The organism is Methylorubrum sp. GM97, from assembly GCF_024347855.1.
In the GTDB taxonomy this organism is placed as follows: domain Bacteria; phylum Pseudomonadota; class Alphaproteobacteria; order Rhizobiales; family Beijerinckiaceae; genus Methylobacterium; species Methylobacterium extorquens.
Genome location: NZ_AP025942.1, coordinates 288,310 through 304,188 on the forward strand (window position 1 = coordinate 288,310; position 15,879 = coordinate 304,188).

The 15,879-nt window shown below is 71.4% G+C and carries 16 protein-coding genes; 9 read left to right on the plus strand and 7 right to left on the minus strand.

The window, feature by feature from the left end:
- The first annotated feature begins 440 nt into the window (after positions 1 to 440).
- The 3 genes from MSPGM_RS01395 (at position 441) to MSPGM_RS01405 (ending at position 6,968) form a co-directional block, all read left to right on the plus strand.
- Complete coding sequence (locus MSPGM_RS01395; protein ID WP_003597310.1) at positions 441 to 1,688, plus strand: exonuclease SbcCD subunit D; 1,248 nt, start codon at positions 441 to 443, stop codon at positions 1,686 to 1,688.
- Positions 1,689 to 1,699: 11 nt separating this feature from the next.
- Positions 1,700 to 5,446 carry an AAA family ATPase gene (locus MSPGM_RS01400; protein ID WP_012752018.1) on the plus strand — a complete coding sequence of 1,249 codons (3,747 nt, stop codon included), beginning with the start codon at positions 1,700 to 1,702 and terminating at the stop codon, positions 5,444 to 5,446.
- A 262-nt stretch (positions 5,447 to 5,708) separates the two neighbouring features.
- Positions 5,709 to 6,968 (plus strand): MFS transporter, encoded by a 1,260-nt coding sequence (locus MSPGM_RS01405; RefSeq protein WP_003603607.1) that lies wholly within the window; start codon positions 5,709 to 5,711, stop codon positions 6,966 to 6,968.
- An 81-nt stretch (positions 6,969 to 7,049) separates the two neighbouring features.
- Here the strand turns inward: MSPGM_RS01405 and MSPGM_RS01410 are convergent, their stop codons facing one another.
- Both MSPGM_RS01410 and MSPGM_RS01415 read right to left on the minus strand, forming a co-directional pair.
- The gene (locus tag MSPGM_RS01410) at positions 7,050 to 7,817 is read right to left on the minus strand and encodes a ComF family protein (protein WP_003603608.1); all 768 of its coding nucleotides are present in this window, start codon (positions 7,815 to 7,817) and stop codon (positions 7,050 to 7,052) included.
- Between the two features lie 29 nt (positions 7,818 to 7,846).
- Entirely contained in the window at positions 7,847 to 8,074 is a 228-nt protein-coding gene (locus tag MSPGM_RS01415) for a hypothetical protein (RefSeq protein WP_003603609.1), read from the minus strand.
- A gap of 203 nt (positions 8,075 to 8,277) precedes the next feature.
- Between MSPGM_RS01415 and MSPGM_RS01420 the strand changes: the two genes are divergently transcribed.
- Together MSPGM_RS01420 and MSPGM_RS01425 are read left to right on the plus strand one after the other, a co-directional pair.
- Positions 8,278 to 9,171 (plus strand): methyltransferase domain-containing protein, encoded by an 894-nt coding sequence (locus MSPGM_RS01420; RefSeq protein WP_003603610.1) that lies wholly within the window; start codon positions 8,278 to 8,280, stop codon positions 9,169 to 9,171.
- Positions 9,168 to 9,524 (plus strand): DUF427 domain-containing protein, encoded by a 357-nt coding sequence (locus MSPGM_RS01425; protein ID WP_012752021.1) that lies wholly within the window; start codon positions 9,168 to 9,170, stop codon positions 9,522 to 9,524. The genes MSPGM_RS01420 and MSPGM_RS01425 overlap by 4 nt, the downstream gene beginning before the upstream one ends.
- A gap of 8 nt (positions 9,525 to 9,532) precedes the next feature.
- On the opposite strand, the gene MSPGM_RS01430 is transcribed toward MSPGM_RS01425, so the two are convergent.
- From MSPGM_RS01430 to argJ, 4 genes are read right to left on the minus strand one after another with little or no spacing between them, the layout of a single operon-like run.
- Positions 9,533 to 11,074 (minus strand): DUF6880 family protein, encoded by a 1,542-nt coding sequence (locus MSPGM_RS01430; RefSeq protein ID WP_003603613.1) that lies wholly within the window; start codon positions 11,072 to 11,074, stop codon positions 9,533 to 9,535.
- Between the two features lie 31 nt (positions 11,075 to 11,105).
- On the minus strand, positions 11,106 to 11,522 hold the full coding sequence (locus MSPGM_RS01435; RefSeq protein ID WP_003603614.1) for a (deoxy)nucleoside triphosphate pyrophosphohydrolase: 417 nt from the start codon (positions 11,520 to 11,522) through the stop codon (positions 11,106 to 11,108).
- Positions 11,519 to 12,241 (minus strand): SIMPL domain-containing protein, encoded by a 723-nt coding sequence (locus MSPGM_RS01440; RefSeq protein WP_003603616.1) that lies wholly within the window; start codon positions 12,239 to 12,241, stop codon positions 11,519 to 11,521. The genes MSPGM_RS01435 and MSPGM_RS01440 overlap by 4 nt, the downstream gene beginning before the upstream one ends.
- Positions 12,238 to 13,482, minus strand: a complete 1,245-nt coding sequence (argJ, locus tag MSPGM_RS01445) for a bifunctional glutamate N-acetyltransferase/amino-acid acetyltransferase ArgJ (RefSeq protein WP_003603618.1) — start codon at positions 13,480 to 13,482, stop codon at positions 12,238 to 12,240. The genes MSPGM_RS01440 and argJ overlap by 4 nt, the downstream gene beginning before the upstream one ends.
- Positions 13,483 to 13,862: 380 nt before the next feature.
- Between argJ and MSPGM_RS01450 the strand changes: the two genes are divergently transcribed.
- A complete protein-coding gene (locus MSPGM_RS01450; RefSeq protein ID WP_012752023.1) occupies positions 13,863 to 14,333 on the plus strand; it encodes a sensor histidine kinase in 471 nt (156 codons plus the stop codon).
- A 91-nt stretch (positions 14,334 to 14,424) separates the two neighbouring features.
- Complete coding sequence (locus MSPGM_RS01455) at positions 14,425 to 14,979, plus strand: glutathione peroxidase (RefSeq protein ID WP_003603621.1); 555 nt, start codon at positions 14,425 to 14,427, stop codon at positions 14,977 to 14,979.
- Between the two features lie 16 nt (positions 14,980 to 14,995).
- Here MSPGM_RS01455 and MSPGM_RS01460 read toward each other — a convergent pair whose 3' ends face one another.
- Positions 14,996 to 15,220, minus strand: a complete 225-nt coding sequence (locus MSPGM_RS01460; RefSeq protein WP_244426834.1) for a hypothetical protein — start codon at positions 15,218 to 15,220, stop codon at positions 14,996 to 14,998.
- Positions 15,221 to 15,321: 101 nt separating this feature from the next.
- On the opposite strand from MSPGM_RS01460, the gene MSPGM_RS01465 reads away from it, so the two are divergent.
- Together MSPGM_RS01465 and MSPGM_RS01470 are read left to right on the plus strand one after the other, a co-directional pair.
- Entirely contained in the window at positions 15,322 to 15,549 is a 228-nt protein-coding gene (locus MSPGM_RS01465) for a hypothetical protein (RefSeq protein WP_003603625.1), read from the plus strand.
- 87 nt (positions 15,550 to 15,636) lie between these two features.
- The gene (locus MSPGM_RS01470; protein ID WP_003603627.1) at positions 15,637 to 15,879 is read left to right on the plus strand and encodes a DUF2188 domain-containing protein; all 243 of its coding nucleotides are present in this window, start codon (positions 15,637 to 15,639) and stop codon (positions 15,877 to 15,879) included.

Genomic DNA, 15,879 nt, shown 5'->3' on the forward strand with positions numbered 1-15,879 from the left:
GGGCCGGTCTCTAGATCAAGCGTAGCCGTTCGGCCCGATCCACGGACCCCTTCCCTTGCGCGCCTCCCTCCTCCGCTCTTCGCTCGGACTGCTTTGCCTCGGCCTGATGCTGCCCGGCGAAGCCCTCGCCGCCCGCAAGGCGGCCCCCCGCGCCCGGCGCGAACGGCGGTCGCGCAGGCGGTACCGCAGCCGCTCGGGCCGCAGACCGCCTGGACCGCGGCCGAATCCCCCAACTGCAACCGCGTACGGCGCAAGCTCTGGCAGGCCGACGAGGGCTGGATCGTGAAGACGGTCACCGTCTGCCACTGAGCCGGTCGCCGACGAATCACAGGAGATCCGGGCCTGCGGCCGGGACGCTCTCGAAGCCGGCGTCCTAACCCGCTACAAACCGCTCGAGGCGGCGACGGTCGCGGCCCCGGTAGCGGTGAGTGGCGTCTCCAGTGATCCGCGTTCTCCATACGGGCGACTGGCATATCGGCCAGACGCTGCGCGGCTTCTCGCGCGAACGCGAGCACGACGCGGTGTTCGGCTGTCTCGAGAGCATCGTCGTGGAGCGCGAGGTCGATGCCCTCGTCGTGGCCGGCGACGTCTTCGACAGCCAGAACCCGTCCGGCGAGTCGCAGGCCCGCTTCTACACCTTGATGGCGCGCCTCCACGCGGCGCGGCCGGCCATGACCATCGTCATCACCGCCGGCAACCACGATGCCGCCGGGCGGCTGGAAGCACCGCGCCCGCTGCTCGAAGCCATCGGCGTCCACGTCGTCGGCAATGTCCGCCGCCGCGACGGCGCGATCGACCTCGACCGGCACCTCGTGCCGGTTCGCTCGGCCAACGGGGAGGTGGCCGCGCAGGTGCTCGCCGTCTCCTATCCCACCGCCGCCTGCCTGCCGCCGCTCTCGTCGCTGGGCCAGCAGCCCCGCATCGGCGAGACCTCGCCGATCGTGCGGGCGGTGCGCGACCTCTACGGCCAGCTCTTCGAGGCGGCCCGGCCGCGGCTCGCCGGCCTGCCGCTCCTCGTCACCGGCCATCTCCACGTGGCCGGCGGGCTCGAATCGGAGGGGGCGGAACGGCGCATCCTCGTCGGCGGCGAGCATGCCGTGCCGTCCGACGTGTTTCCGGAGGAAGCGCGCTACGTCGCGCTCGGCCATCTTCACCGGGCGCAGGTGCTGGGCCGGGGACAGGTGCGCTATTGCGGCTCGCTGATCCCGCTCTCGGCGGCCGAGCAGCCCTACCGCCACGGGGTCACCCTGGTGACGCTTGGCGCGGGCGCGGCGGAGATCGAGCATATCGCCATCCCCCGCCCCGTACCGTTCCTGCGCCTGCCGCCATCGGGCGACATGCCGCTGGCCGATCTCGGTGATCATCTCGCCGCCCTTGCGCTCGACCCCGATCTTCCGATGGAGGCGCGGCCCTACATTCAGGTGCGGCTCGCCCGCGAGGGATTGCTGCCCGGCTACCGCGCCGAAGTGGACCGCATCGCCGAGAGCTTTCCGGTGCGCGTGGTCGATGTGCGGGTGACGGTGCCGCCGCGAGCCGCGATCGCGATCGAGGAATCCGAGGCACCGCCGCCGCGCCTGTCCGAGCGCGACCCGGAGGAGCTGTTCCGCCTCGCCTTCCGCGCCAAGTGGGACGAGGACCCCGAGCCCGCTCATCTCGACGTGTTCCACCGCGCACGAGCGGAAGCCTGAGGCTTTAACGCATGCGCATCCTCGCGATCCGCGGCGAGAACCTCGCAAGCCTCGCCGCGCCCTTCGCGGTCGATCTCGCGGCCGAGCCGCTCGGCGCCACCGGCCTGTTCGCCATCACCGGCGAGACCGGCGCCGGCAAGTCCACCATCCTTGACGCGCTCTGCCTCGCGCTCTACGGCCGCTATCCCCGCGTCGCCGTGAGCCGACGGGAGGACGTGCCCGATCCCGGTGGCGAGGCACTGAGCGCCAGCGACGGGCGGGCGATCCTGCGCCGGGGCGCGGGCTCAGGGTATGCCGAGGTCGATTTCATCGGCCAGGACGGCGTCGCCTACCGCGTTGGCTGGGAGGCCTTTCGTGCCCGCAACCGGGCGACCGGGAAGCTTCAGGCGGAGCGGCGGCGCCTCCACCGGCTCGACGACGGCAGCGCCATCGCCGCGGGCAAGACGCAGGTGCTCGACCGGGTGGTCGCGCTGACCGACCTGACCTTCGACCAGTTCCGCCGCACGGTGCTGCTGGCGCAAGGCGAGTTCGACGCCTTCCTTCTCGCTGCCGAGGGCGAGCGGGCCGAGCTGCTGGAGAAGATCACAGGCACGGCGATCTATTCCGAGATCTCGAAGCGGGTGCATCTCGGCTACGAGGAGCACCGCCGCGCGGTCGAGGCGCTGGAGCTCCGCCGCGGCGAGATCGGTCTGCTCGATGCGGAGGGCCTGTCGAGCCGCAATACCGAGCGCGAGGCCTTGCGCGCCGGGGTCGGGGCATGGCGCAACGAGCAGGCGGCTGTCGGCCGCATCCTAGAAACCGCCCGCCGGATCGAGGCCGCGCGCACGGCGCTCGCAGAGGCCGAACGGCGCGCCGTGTCGGCGGGTGAAAGCCTGGACGCGGCCGGGCCGGACCGGGCCCGGCTCGCCGAACTCGACGCGGTCGAGCCGCTGCGCGGACGGGCGGAGGCCTTGGGCGAGACCGCCCGCGAGCGCGGCGAGGCGCAGGCGCGGGTTGAGGCGACCGCTGCCCGTGTCCGAGACGCCCGCGCCGCCGCCGCGGCGGCCGAGGCGAAGCGGGCTGAGGCGAATGCCGGGGACGAGGCGGCGGAAGCCGTCTTCAAGAGCTTCGGGCCGCTGTGGGACCGCGCCGCAGCGCTCGATGCGACCATTGCCATCGCCGAGCAGGAAGCCGCAGCTGCCGCGCAGGCGGCCCTCCGATCGAGCGAAGCGGCGGCGGCGGCGGATGTCGCACTCTCCGCGATCGATCGCCGCCTCGACGAAGCGCGGGCGGCACGCGACGCCGCGGCCCACCAGCTCGAGGCCGACCGCAGCCATGCGCCGCTGGCCGAACGCGGCGACGATTTCGCCCGGCGCATCCGTGAGCGGGCGCGGTTGCGCGAGCAAGCGGAGGCGGCCGGGAAGGAAGGGGCGGCGCGGCGCGCCGAGATTGCCGGCTGCGACGGCGAGGCGGAAGCCGGCACGGCCCGCCTCGCCGCGTTCCGCGCGCGCCGAGAGACGTTGGCCGGCGCTCGCGCGGAACGCGAGGCCGCACTCGCAGCGCTCGCCGAGCCCGCCGCGCAGGCGCGCAGCGCCGCTCTCGAAGGGCTGCTCGATGCCCTGCGCGAGGCCTATGCCCTGGCTGGACGCCACGGCACGGCACTCGCCGACCGGGCCGCCGCCACGGAGGCCGAGGCCGAGGCCGGCGTGGTCGCGACCGAGGCCGCCGCGCGCTACCGGGTGGAAGACCAAGCTTTGCACGAGGCCGGAATCCGCCGCGCTGAGATCGCGCCCCTGGCCGAACTGGCCGAGGAAAGCGTCTCGCGCGAGGCCGCCCGCCTGCGCAGCCTGCTCGTCGCAGGCGGGCCCTGCCCTGTCTGCGGCAGCTCCGACCATCCGCACGCCCACGAATCCGACGGCGCGCTCGGCCGCCTCGCCGAGGAGATGCGGGCCCGTCGCGCCGAACTCGATGTGCGGATCGGCGAGCATCAAGCCGCCCGCGACCGCGCCCGCGGCGACTTCGCGGCGGCGGAGGGCCGGCGCGACGATGCCCAAGAGCGCGCAGCCGCCGCGGCCGAGGCGGCGGCGGCCACCGCTGCCCGCTATCGCGCCACGCTGCCCGGTCTCCTGGCCTCGCTCGAAGCGGCTGGCCTCGCGGCCGTGCTGCCGCCAGGGCCCGATGCGCCAGCGCTCGCCGCCGCCGGGACGACCGCCCGGGCCGAACGCGACGCCACGCTGCATGTGCTTGCCACGGCGCGGACGCTGCGAAGCGAGATCGACGGCCTGATCCGCGAACGCGACGCGGCGGAGGCGCGGGCCGAAGCGGAGGCACGCGCGCTCGATGCCCTCACCCGGCGCCGGACCGAGGCCGGACTCGCGGCCGAGCGCGCGGAGAGCACGCGGGCCGCCCTCATCCAGCGCGTGGCGGAGCTGGCAGATGAGATCGCCCCCGCCCTGAGCGCCGCCGATCTGAGTCTGGCCGATCTCGATCGGGCGCCCGAGATGTGCGCCGACCGTGTCGCGAGGCTCGGGCAGGCTTACGCGGCCTTGCGCACCCGGCTAGCCGGCCTGGAGGCGCAACTCGGCGCCCTGGCGCCCGAACGGGCCGCCGCGGCATCCTCACGGGAGGCCGAGACGCGGGCCGCCGTGAAGGCCCGCGCGGAGGCCGAGGAACGGCAGACCCGTCTGCAGCAGGCCCGTGCGGAACGCGCCGGCCTTCTCGACGGCGAACCGACCGGCACCCACCGCACCCGGCTCAACAACGAGCGCCGCGCCGCCCGCGAAGCCCTCCAGGCCGCGCAGACCGTGTGTGCCGAAGCCGCCCGTGCGTTGACCGGTGCCGTCACCGACGAGGCCGGTGCCATCGCGGCCTCGGAGCGTGCCGCCGCACGCCACAGCTCGGCCGAGGACGCCTTCGCGCAGGCCTGCGGTGAGCGCGGGCGCGAGGCGGTGGCCGCGCTGCTCGCCGTGCCGACCGAGACCCGCGACGCGCTGCGGGCCGGCCTCGACCGGCTGGCGCGTGAGGCCGCCGAGACGCGAACCGCCCTCGCCACCCGCCGCGCGGATGTCGAGGCCCTGGACACCGAGGCCGGGATCGACGTCGCCGCCGCCGAGGCCGAGACGGCTCGGCTCGCCGAAGCCATGGCGCAGGCCCAGCAACGCCTCGGCGCCCTCGATGCGGAGTTGCGCCGGGACGAAGCCGCCCGCGCCAAGGCCGCCGACCTTGCAGGGGAGATCGAGGCGGCCACGGCCGAGCTGACGACGTGGCACAGGGTCGAGGAGGCCATCGGCTCGGCGGGCGGCGACCGCTTCCGCCGCTTCGCGCAAGGGGTGACCCTCGATCACCTCGTGCATCTCGCCAACGAACAGCTCCGGGCCCTGAGCCCCCGCTACCGCCTCGCCCGCAGCGTCGGCGCCGACCTCGCGCTGCATGTGGTGGACCGCGACATGGGCGACGAGCGCCGGGCGACCCGTAGCCTGTCGGGCGGCGAGCGCTTCCTCGTCTCGCTGGCGCTGGCGCTGGCGCTGTCGGGCCTGGAAGGGCGGCAATCCTTCGTCGACACCCTGTTCATCGACGAGGGCTTCGGCTCGCTCGACGCCGAGACCCTCGATCTGGCCGTCGATGCCCTCGAAACGCTCCAGGGCCGCGGCCGCAAGGTCGGCGTCATCACGCACGTCGCCGGAATGATGGAACGCATTGCCGTGCAGATCCGGGTGGAGAAGCGCGGCAGCGGCCGCAGCGTGGTCCGGGTGGTGGATCGCGGCGCTGCCATCGTTTGAGGCAGCGCTACGACTGCATCGTTCATAGGCAGTGGTGCCCGCATCGACAGCACGCGGCGATCACATCCTGACGTGACCGTCGGTTTGAAGCGGGGAGAGAGTTGGCACGCCGGCTGCATTGTCGGACTCGCAGCCCTCGGGCGGCGAGCGGGGCAACGGCGCCTCGCGCTCGGACGGCGCATGTCCGGACACACTCTTCCGCATGAGAGACCGCGCCCGGCTAAAAGCCAGCGGCGCGTCTTCGAGCCCAACGAGCACGCCGATGGCATCCTTCAAGACCGTGATGAAGTCGGGCCACCCCCCGACCCTGTTCGCCGCCTTCCTCTATTTCGATTTCTGCTTCGCGATCTGGGTGCTCAACGGCGCCATGGGCCCGTTCATCACCGAGACCTACGGTCTCACCCCGGCGCAGACCGGCTTCATGATCTCGCTGCCGATCCTGGCCGGCGCGATCATGCGCTTTCCGCTCGGGATCCTAGCCCAGTATATCGGTCGCAAGAACGCGGCGCTGACGGAGATGGGCGTCATCGTTCTGGCGATGGCCTACGGCTTCTTCTTCGTCTCCTCCTACAACGACGTGCTCGCCATGGGCGTGCTGCTCGGCATCGCCGGTGCCTCGTTCGGCGTGGCGCTCTCGCTCGGCTCGGGCTGGTTCCCGCCGGAGCACAAGGGGCTCGCCATGGGCATCGCGGGCGCCGGCAATTCCGGCACCGTGCTCGCCGTGCTGTTCGCGCCGCCGCTGGCCCAGGCCTATGGCTGGCAGGCGGTCTATGGCTTTGCCGGCCTCGTGATGATCATCCCGATCCTCGTGATGATCTTTCTCGCCAAGGAGCCGCCGGACTGCCACGGCCAGACCTTCAAGGAGCACGTCTCCTGCCTGTTCACCAAGGACGGCTGGTCGTTCTCGCTGATCTACATCATCACCTTCGGCGGCTTCATCGGCTTGTCGAACTTCCTGCCGACCTTCTTCTACGAGCAGTTCGCGGTCACGAAGGTCGAAGCCGGGCGCCTGACGATGCTGGCCGCCCTGATGGGCTCGGGCATCCGCATCCTCGGCGGCTATTTCGCCGACCGGATGGGCGGCATCCTCGTCCTCTCCCTGGTGCTGCTGGCCGCGATCGGCTCGTTCCTGGCGCTGACCGCCACGCCCTCGCTCGCGGTGACGACGCTACTGTTCATGCTCTGCTTCGCCGCACTCGGCGCGGGTAACGGCGCGCTGTTCCAGCTCGTGCCCCTGCGCTGGCCGACCAACACCGCGGTGGCCGGCTCGATGATCGGCGAGGTCGGGGCGCTCGGCGGCGCGATCCTGCCCAACGTCATGGGCTTCTCGAAGCAATACACCGGCGGCTTCGCCACCGGCTTCGTGGCCTACGCCCTGTTCACCGGCCTCGTGCTCGGCTGCCTGTTCCTGTGGCAGCGCAAGTGGGTCGGCGCCTGGGTTGGGCCCCGCGGCAAGGTGCTCGACCAGCCGGCCGAGGCGCAGGTTCAGGCCGGGGGCCGCATGGAACCGGCCAACGCGTAAGACGCATCGCTCCGTCCGAGATGGATCGGTTGGACGGGGGCCCTTGCGGCCCCCGTTTCCGTTCGCGGTAATGGGACGGGCCTACAGCCCGTCCCGCGTTACGGTGGCGAAGGTGAGGAGATCGACGCTCGCCGCACCGCCGCGCAGCAGCACCCGCGCGGCGGCGTTGCCCGTGGCACCGGTTGTGGCGACGTCGTCGATCAGCAGGAGGCGCCGGCCAGCGATCCGCGATCGCGCGTCCTCCGGTACACGAAAGGCGCCCTGAAGGTTCATCGCGCGCTGGTGGCGGGTCAGGCCGACCTGGGGCCGTGTCGCCTTCACACGGGCGAGCGCCCGCAGGTCGCACGGTGTTCCCGAAACCCTCGCGATTTCTCGAGCCAGCAGGGCCGACTGGTTGAAGCGCCGCCGCCAGAGGCGCAGGCCGTGCAGAGGCACGGGCAGGATCAACTCGGCCTCGTCCAGCAGCTCACGCCCGGCCGAAGCCATCATGCGGGCCATGGTCCGGGCGAGGTCGAGGCGGTCGTTGTATTTGAGACGGTGAACGAGGTCGCGCGCGGTGCCGTCGTAGACCGCGACGGCCCGGGCCCGACCGAAAGCAGGCGGTTCGGCGATGGCGCCGGGCGACAACAGGCGGCCGACGCCGAGATCCAGGGCAAAGGGCGTGCCGAGCCGCTCGCAATAGGGCCGCTCGATCAGCCGCAAACCGCTCCAGCAGGTGGCGCAGAGAGCATGCGGCTGACCCGTCGCCGCTCCGCAGGACACGCAGGTCGGCGGATAAATCAGGCCGATGAGGGTCGAAGCGATACGCCGGATCCCACCACTCAGAGCGGGAAGGCCGGGCGCTGCCATCAAGAGCTGATCGTTGTCACACCACGCCGTTAGCGCGCGCTATTTCCCGGACCGCCCTGCTGCGCGGCCTTGTCCCGCTTGTTCGCCTGATGCCGGCCGATTGCACATCCGGCCGCGGCCCCCATGACGCCGTGCCCGGCCATATGCCCGGCCACGCCACCCACCGCGGCACCCTTCAAGCAACCCTTGGCCTCCGCGGTGCTGGCCAGCGCCACGGCGGCAAGGATCAGAGCGGCGCGGATCAAAATCCGTGTCATCTTCAATCTCCTCGATCGACGAGCAAAACGGAGAGACCCGGTTTCCGTTCCAAGACCAGCCCGACCGGACGATAGTGTAGAGGCATGATTCGCGAAATCGTGAAACCGCGCCGTACACTGCCGGACCGAAGCCTGCGGACATAAGGTCGGGGCTGAACTTACGCCCTGGCCGTCGTGCCCTCGGAGCCCCATCTCCCCGATCGATGAACGAGTCCGCCCCCCTGTTTGATCCCGCCCTTGTTCGACGACGCATCGCGCGTGCGCGGAGATCGGGTTATGCCGGTTTCCTGCTCGAGCGGGTCGCCGAGGATCTGGAGGATCGTCTGGCGGCGGTTACCCGCTCCTTTCCCCTCGGGCTCGATCTCGGCACACCGCTTCCCCTCGTATCCGAGCGCCTGCTGCAGACCGGACGCGTCGAGCGGATGATCCGCCTCGCTCCGGTCTCCGAGCCGGGCGGGTCGATGGTCGGTGACCCTGAAGTGCTGCCGTTCGGTGGACATGCCGGGTTCGACCTCGCGGTGTCGGCCCTGGCGCTTCAGCACGTCAACGACCTGCCGGGCGCCCTGCTGCAGGTGCGCCGTGCGCTCAAGCCCGACGGCCTGTTCCTCGCCGGCCTCCTCGGAGGGGCGACGCTGACGGAGCTGCGCCAGGCCTTTCTCCAGGCCGAGAGCGAAACCGAAGGCGGCGCGAGCCCACGCGTGGCGCCTTTCGCCGAACTGCGCGACCTCGGCGGCCTGCTTCAGAGGGCGGGCTTCGCCCTGCCGGTCGTGGACGCCGATACCATCACCGTGCGCTACGGCGACCCCTTCTCGCTGATGCGCGATCTGCGGGCCATGGGGCTGACCAATGCCCTGCACGACCGGCGCCGTGCGCCGCTGCGCCGGGCGACGCTGATGCGGGCCGCCGCGATCTATGCCGAGCGCTTCTCCGATCCGGACGGGCGGCTGCGGGCGACCTTCGAGATCCTGTGGCTGTCCGGCTGGGCACCGCATGAGAGCCAGCAGAAGCCGCTTCGGCCCGGCAGCGCCAAGGCGCGGCTCGCAGATGCGCTCGGCGCCGCCGAGCACAGGTTTCCGATCCGGGAGGAGCCGGCATGAGGGAGCCCGGCCCCTCCCACCCGATCACCATCACGCCCCATCCGACCCCCGTGCGGGTGCGGCTCGGCGGGCGCATCGTCGCCGAGACGCGGCGGGCGTTGAAACTCTGCGAGGCGGGCTACGACCCCGTTCTCTACCTCCCGCGCGAGGATGTCGCCGCGGACGCGCTTGGCCCCAACCCGAAGCGGACCTTCTGCCCCTACAAGGGCGAGGCTTTCTATTTCGACCTGACCGCCGGCAGCGCGACGCGGGAAGCGGCGGCGTGGTCCTACGAGAACCCGTTTCCGGCGGTGGCACGCATCCGCGGCCACGTCGCCTTCTATCCCGACCGGGTCGATGCCATCGAGGCGTGAGTCTCGCCTTACCCTTCCACCTGCGACCAGAACCCGGACTTGCGCCCGTGCGCCTTGCGAAGCTGCGCCACGTATTCGGCGTGGCTCGGCGTCAGGTCGCCCGGCGCCAGCTCCCGTGCGAGTTCGCCGAGCCGCGTCAGGTGGCGGGCGCCGTGGCCGTAGGCGGGCGAGCGGCCGCGTTCGAGGATGTCGTCGATGAGCGCGCGGTAGAGCACGCTTGCCGCAAGCGGATGGTCCGGCTCCAGCGCCTCGGCCGCCGGGGCGAGAAGCTCCCAGATGCGGCCCGACCACGCCTCGCGCCGGTCGAGCACGAGGCGGGCGGCGCGGTCCAGATTCGGCCAGCGGATCAGGAAATAGAGGCCGCCATGCGGGTCCTTCCGGCTCGCGGCGTGGGCAAAGGCGCGCTCCAGCGCCTCCTCGTCCTCGAAATCCGGCAGGCGGGCGAGGTAATCGCGCAGGGCCTGCGGATCGAGGCTCTTCTCGAACCGCGACCAGCGGAGCGCCTGCGCCTCGTCCTTATGGCCGAGCGCATCGAGGATGCGGATCTCGACCGCCTCGCGCTCACGTTCCGGACCTTCGGGATCGAATCCGCCGACAATCAGATCCTCGCGCGTCACCACGGCCATGCCGCGCTTCTGCTTGCGGCGGATCCAATCGAGCGCTTCCTCGGCGCGGCCCGCCGCGAGCAGCCGCTCGGCCACCGCCGCGAGGTCGGGCCGCTCGGGTGACATTTCCAGTTCGAGGGCGATGAACGCGTCGGCATCGCCGCGGGCGTCGGCGATGACCTGACGCAGGCGGGTGAGACTCAGGCGCTGATAGCGCTGCTCCCATTCCTGCCCGGCCCTCTCGGATGCGGCCGGGCCGGTCTTCTTCCCGGCCGAGGCCGGAAGCTTGGCGAGGGCTTCGACCAGATGTGCGTCGAGCGGTTCGAGCGCCACCTTCGGCAGCTTCGGCAGGAGATCGACCAGTAGCGCGCCGACGAGGCCGAAGCCGTCGTCGTCGAGACCGTCGAGGGCGCGGGTCGCGAAGCTTAGCGCGGCATCCGCCGAAAGCCCCGCCGCGAGGCCCGCGGCGGCTTCCGCGGCCGCCTCGTAGAGGCCGTGCACCTGCCCGCTGGAATCATCGACCCGCTCCAACGTGGCGCTCGCGCCGCGAAGGAAACGGAGCAGCCGGTCGAGGGCCATGCCGGCATCGAGCGGCTTCAGGTCGGAGATGATGGTCGCGAGCGTAGCATCGAGGTCGGCGACGAAGGCGCGGCGCTTCTGCCAGTCGATGTAGCCGCGGGCCTTTTCCAGGGCCGAGAGGCGGCGGTCGATCAGGGCCGCCACCCGGTCCGGCCCTTGGAGTGCTGCGATCGCGGCACTCACCCGCTTCTTAAAGGGCGCGCTCTGGCCGACCTCCTGGAGGATCAGGGCGATGAGCCGCTCCTGGCTGAGCGCTGCGAGGTTTTCCGCCGTCGGCGTGGTGCTTCGGGACTTTCGCGGCGTCGCAGCGGCCGGTATCGGCGCCTCCGCCGCCTTCTCGACCGCCGCTTTTGCCCGTCGCGCCATCGCTCCCGCCCCTCTCAGGCCTCGGGCCCGGTCAGGGTCCGAGCAGATCGATCAGGAAGGGGATCAGCGGCAGATCGGCCGGCGGCATCGGCAGATCGCGCAAGCCGCCGGGCCGCACCCAGCGGAGCGCTTGCGCCTCGCGCGACTGCGGAAGCCCCTCCCAGCGCCGACAGATGTAGAGCGGCATCAGAAGGTGGAAATCCGGGTAGGCGTGACTCGCGAAGGTGAGCGGCGCGAGGCAGGGCTCTTTCACCGTGATGCCGAGTTCCTCGGCGAGCTCGCGGATCAGCGTCTCCTCCGGCCGCTCGCCGGGCTCGACCTTGCCGCCGGGAAACTCCCAGAGGCCAGCCAGCGCCTTACCCTCGGGGCGCTGGGCCATCAGCACCCGGCCGTCGGCATCGACCAGGGCCGCCGCGACGACGAGCAGGAGCTTGAGCGGTGTGCTCATCGGCTGATCGCGAACACGGCATCGACCTCGGCCGAGGTCTCGATCGAGCCAGCCACGACCGGCACGGCGGTGCGGCCGCGGGGGGCCGCCGCCTTCATCGCCATGGCGTAGGGCATGGGGCGGGGCGATTCGGCTCGCGGCGGCGATTCGATCGAGACGACGGTGCCGAGTTTCACACCAGTCGCCTCGGCGATGCGCTCGGCCTGGGCGCGCGCATCCTTGACCGCGGCGACCTGCACGGCGGTCTCTGCCGCGGCCGGGTCACGCAGGCCGAAGCTGATCCCCTGGATCCGGTTGGCACCGGATTCGAGGGTGCGCCGCATCAATTCGCCGAGCTTGCCCATCTCGGCCAGTCGCACCCGCACGCGGTTGCCCGCCGTGTAGCCGTCGTCCCGCTCGCCCATCGTTCCGTCGGGCTGGCGGACGGTCTTGGTCCGCGGCTGAAGGGTGATCGAGGAGGTGCCGATATCGGCCTCCGCCACGCCCATCTCCCTTGCGCTCGCAACGATGCCCTTCGCCGCCTGGCTCGCGGCATCGAGGGCGGCGGCCGGCGTGGCGCCGCCGGTCTCGACGCCGATCTCGACGGAGGCGAAGTCCGGCGCGACCTCCTGGGAGGCCCGGCCGATCACCCGGATGCGGCCGGTTTCGTCATCAGCCATGGCGAGCGCCGCCACGGTGAAAAGCAGGACGGGAACGGCCAGCGCGGAAAAGAACCTCACGAGCGATAGTCCCCGTTAATGGCGACGTAGGCCTTGGTGAGGTCGCAGGTCCAGACGCGCGCCCGGCCCTGGCCGAGGCCGAGATCGACCCGCACGGTGATCTCGGGCCGCCGCATCACAGCGCTGGCCGCCTCCTCGCTGTAATCGGGGTCGCGGGCGCCCTGCACCGCGACGCGCACGTCGCCGAACCAAATCGCGAGGCGGTCGCGGTCGGCGGGCTCGCCGGCCTTGCCGACAGCCATCACCACGCGGCCCCAATTGGCATCCTCGCCGGCCACCGCGGTCTTCACCAGCGGCGAGTTGGCGATCGACATGGCGATGCGGTGGGCAGACGGATCGCTCTCGGCGCCCTCGACCTCGACGGTTACGAGCTTGTTGGCGCCCTCCCCGTCTCGCGCCACGAGCTGCGCGAGTTCGATCAGCAGGTCGTCCAGAGCGGCCCGGAAGCCGGCGAGCCGCGGATCGTCCGCCCGCGTCACCGCCGCGTTGCCGGCGGCACCCGTGGCGAAGAGCAGCAGCGTGTCGGAGGTGGAGGTGTCGCCGTCCACCGTCACGCAGTTGAACGAGGTCTTCGTGCCCGCGCTCAGCAGTTCTTGGAGCACGTCCTGCGGCAGCGCCGCGTCGGTGAAGGCGAAGGATAGCATCGTTGCCATGTCGGGGGCGATCATGCCCGCGCCCTTGGCGATGCCGTTGATCGTCACCGGCACCCCATCGATCTCGACCCGGCGGGTGGCGAGCTTCGGGAAGGTATCGGTCGTCATGATCGCCTGCGCCGCCTGCGCCCAGGCCTCGGCACCGCCCTCGGCGCGCCCGGCGCACTCGGCCAGCACGCCGTCGAACTTGCGCGCGTCGAGCGGCTCGCCGATCACGCCGGTGGAGGCGATCATCACCGCCTCCGGGGCGCAAGCGGCAACCCGGGCGGCGATGTCGGCGGTCAGCGCCACGGCCTCACGACCTTTGAGCCCGGTGAAGGCGTTGGCATTGCCCGAATTCACCACGAGCGCACGCGCGCCCTTGCCCGCCTTCAGGGCGTCGCGGCACCAATCCACCGGTGCCGAGGGGCAGCGCGAGCGGGTGAAGACGCCCGCCACTTGCGTGCCCTCGGCCAAACCGACGTAGAGCACGTCCGTGCGGTTCTTGTAGCGGATGCCAGCCTGGGCCGTGGCGATGCGCACGCCCGCGATCTCCGGCAGCGACGGCGCGGTGGCGGGTGCCAGGGGGGAGATCTCGGTGGATGACATCGGTCGTCGGCTCCGTCTCGTGCCCGCTCTCGCCCATTCGGCCGCGTCGGGAGGGGCGGCCTCGCATGCGCAGGCGACACGGGCATGAAAGTCATGGGTCGCGGGTCGCTGTCTTGCGCCCGCCGTGCCTCACGTCAACACGCAGGGTGGGGCCCGTGGCCGCGAGAAGGCGCCTCCCCTGCGCTGCCGCTCCTGTGAGGCCCCAGACCGGATTGGTCGGGCTAGCCCGCCCTTCGGCGATGCAACTCTGCGACGTAGAAGACAAAGGCCTCCCGAGTCCCGTTGCGAAATCTTCGACAGAAAGTGTGTCTCGAAAAATGCACCATCGCTACCGTCGGGCGTTGCCGCTTGAATGCCTTGTGTAACCTGCTTAACCTAGAATGATGCAGCGCACCCAAGATCGTGAGGAAGTGACCATCGACCTCGATCCCGTTCGCTCGGACTTACAGGTTGGCGCCGTCGCGGCGCCGCGCAGTTGCTACGGGGTCCAGGTGCTGGTCGCCGGGCGCCGCAAACAGTGGCGCGATGAGATCAACGGGCAGATCCGCCGCGCCGGCTATAGCGCCATCTCCGTCGATTCGGCCGTCGACGCCCTCACCGTGCTGGTGCTCGGCCTGCCCGTCGATGTTCTCGTGACCGATGCCGAACTGCACGGCTCCCTTGGCCTCAGCGAACTCGCCGCGGAAGCGCGTGCTTTGAGACCGAATCTCGGCATCGTCGTCGCCTGCGATTCGGCGGTCAACGACTGTGCCGACCTCGTACCGGCGGACGCGCTGCTGATATCCTCCCTGGGTGAGGAGGAAGCCGTCGCCTCCTCGGTCCGTGAGGCGATGGCGGCCCGCTCCGGCTGATTCCACTTTCGATCACCGCGCCCGCGACGATCCGGCCCGTACCCGACGGCCGGCCGGGTATGGCAGCCTCCGGGCTGGAGGACACAACGCCATGACGATTCGCCGCCGCGACTGCCTTGCGATGCTCGCCGTTCTCGCCGCGAGCCGCGCCCATGCGGCGGAAGCCGGGCCGGCGGGTGCCTTCGCCTTCGACAAGCCGGAGGGCGGCGGCCTTCCGCTCTCGGCCTATGCCGGCAAGCCCATCCTCGTGGTCAACACCGCCACGGCCTGCGGCTACGCTCCGCAATTCGTCGGCCTTCAAGGTCTATGGACCCGCTTCGGCGGGCGGGGCCTGACGGTGATCGCGGTGCCCTCGCCCGATTTCGGCAATCAAGAGCCGCTCGACGGCGCCGCCATCGCCGATGCCGCGCGAAAGAACCACGGCGTCACCTTCCCGGTCACGGACAAGACCCATGTGCGGGGGCCGGCCGCCCACCCGTTCTACCGCTGGGCGGCCGAGCAGAAGCCGGGGCAGAGCCCGCAATGGAACTTCCACAAATATCTCGTCGGCCGTAACGGCACCCTGCGCGCGGCCTTCGCGACCCAGGTCGATCCGAGCGATCCGCGCATCGTCAGCGCGATCGTCGCGGAACTGGGGCAGGCCTGAGCAAGGCGGCGTTCGCTTACCGGCCCGGAACGTCGGCCGGCGGCAGCAACCCGCGCTCGATCCGGCCGGGCGGCAGGGGACGCCGGGCGCGCGGGGCCTGAAGGCGCCCCTCCCGCTCGACCATACGCGGCGGCGCCGAAGGGTAGTTCGAGGCGAAGGGGTTCGACGGCACGCCTTGGGCCCGGCATGGCAGGGCAGCGAGGCAGAGGCTCGCGGCGGCGAAGACAGTGCTCGGGCGCATCGGCGGTGAGATTTTCCGGTCGGCGGGGACTCGCGCCGGCATGGGGCGCCTCCCCACATGCCAGCCGGTCGCGTCATCATTGCGGCCGGAAAGATCGCGCCATGGAACCGCACAGCTTCGAGCAGGACGGCACCGAATACGAGGTTCGCTTCGAGCGGACGCCGGAGGGATGGATCGCGCATATCCGGCCCGAAGGCTGGACCGAGGCCCACGTCGTCGCCTTTCCCGAGGGCGTCGGCTTCGACCGGGACGACGTGCGCGGCTCCCTGATCGCCGGCTGCGAGGCCGCGGTGGCCCGCCTCCCGCGCCGTGCGCCGACACGGCATTGAGGCCGTCGAACGGAACCTCCGGCATCCCGACCGGTTCGGGCTCCAGCACGTGAAACCAAGCACGTTGGAAACGAACGGGATTTTGCGATGACCGAGGTGACCTACCATATCGTCGAGCACGACGGCGGCTTCGCCTACAAGGTCGGAGACGTGTTCTCGGAGACCTTCCCGAGCCGGGCGGAGGCGTTGCAGGCCGCGCAGGCTGCCGCCGCCGAGCAGCAGGTTCCGGGCTCGACCGAAGGCATCCGCTATCAGGACGGGCGCGGCCAGTGGCACGACGAGACCGCGCAGGGCAGCGACCGGCCGGTGGCCCGGGTCGTGGAGGACTGA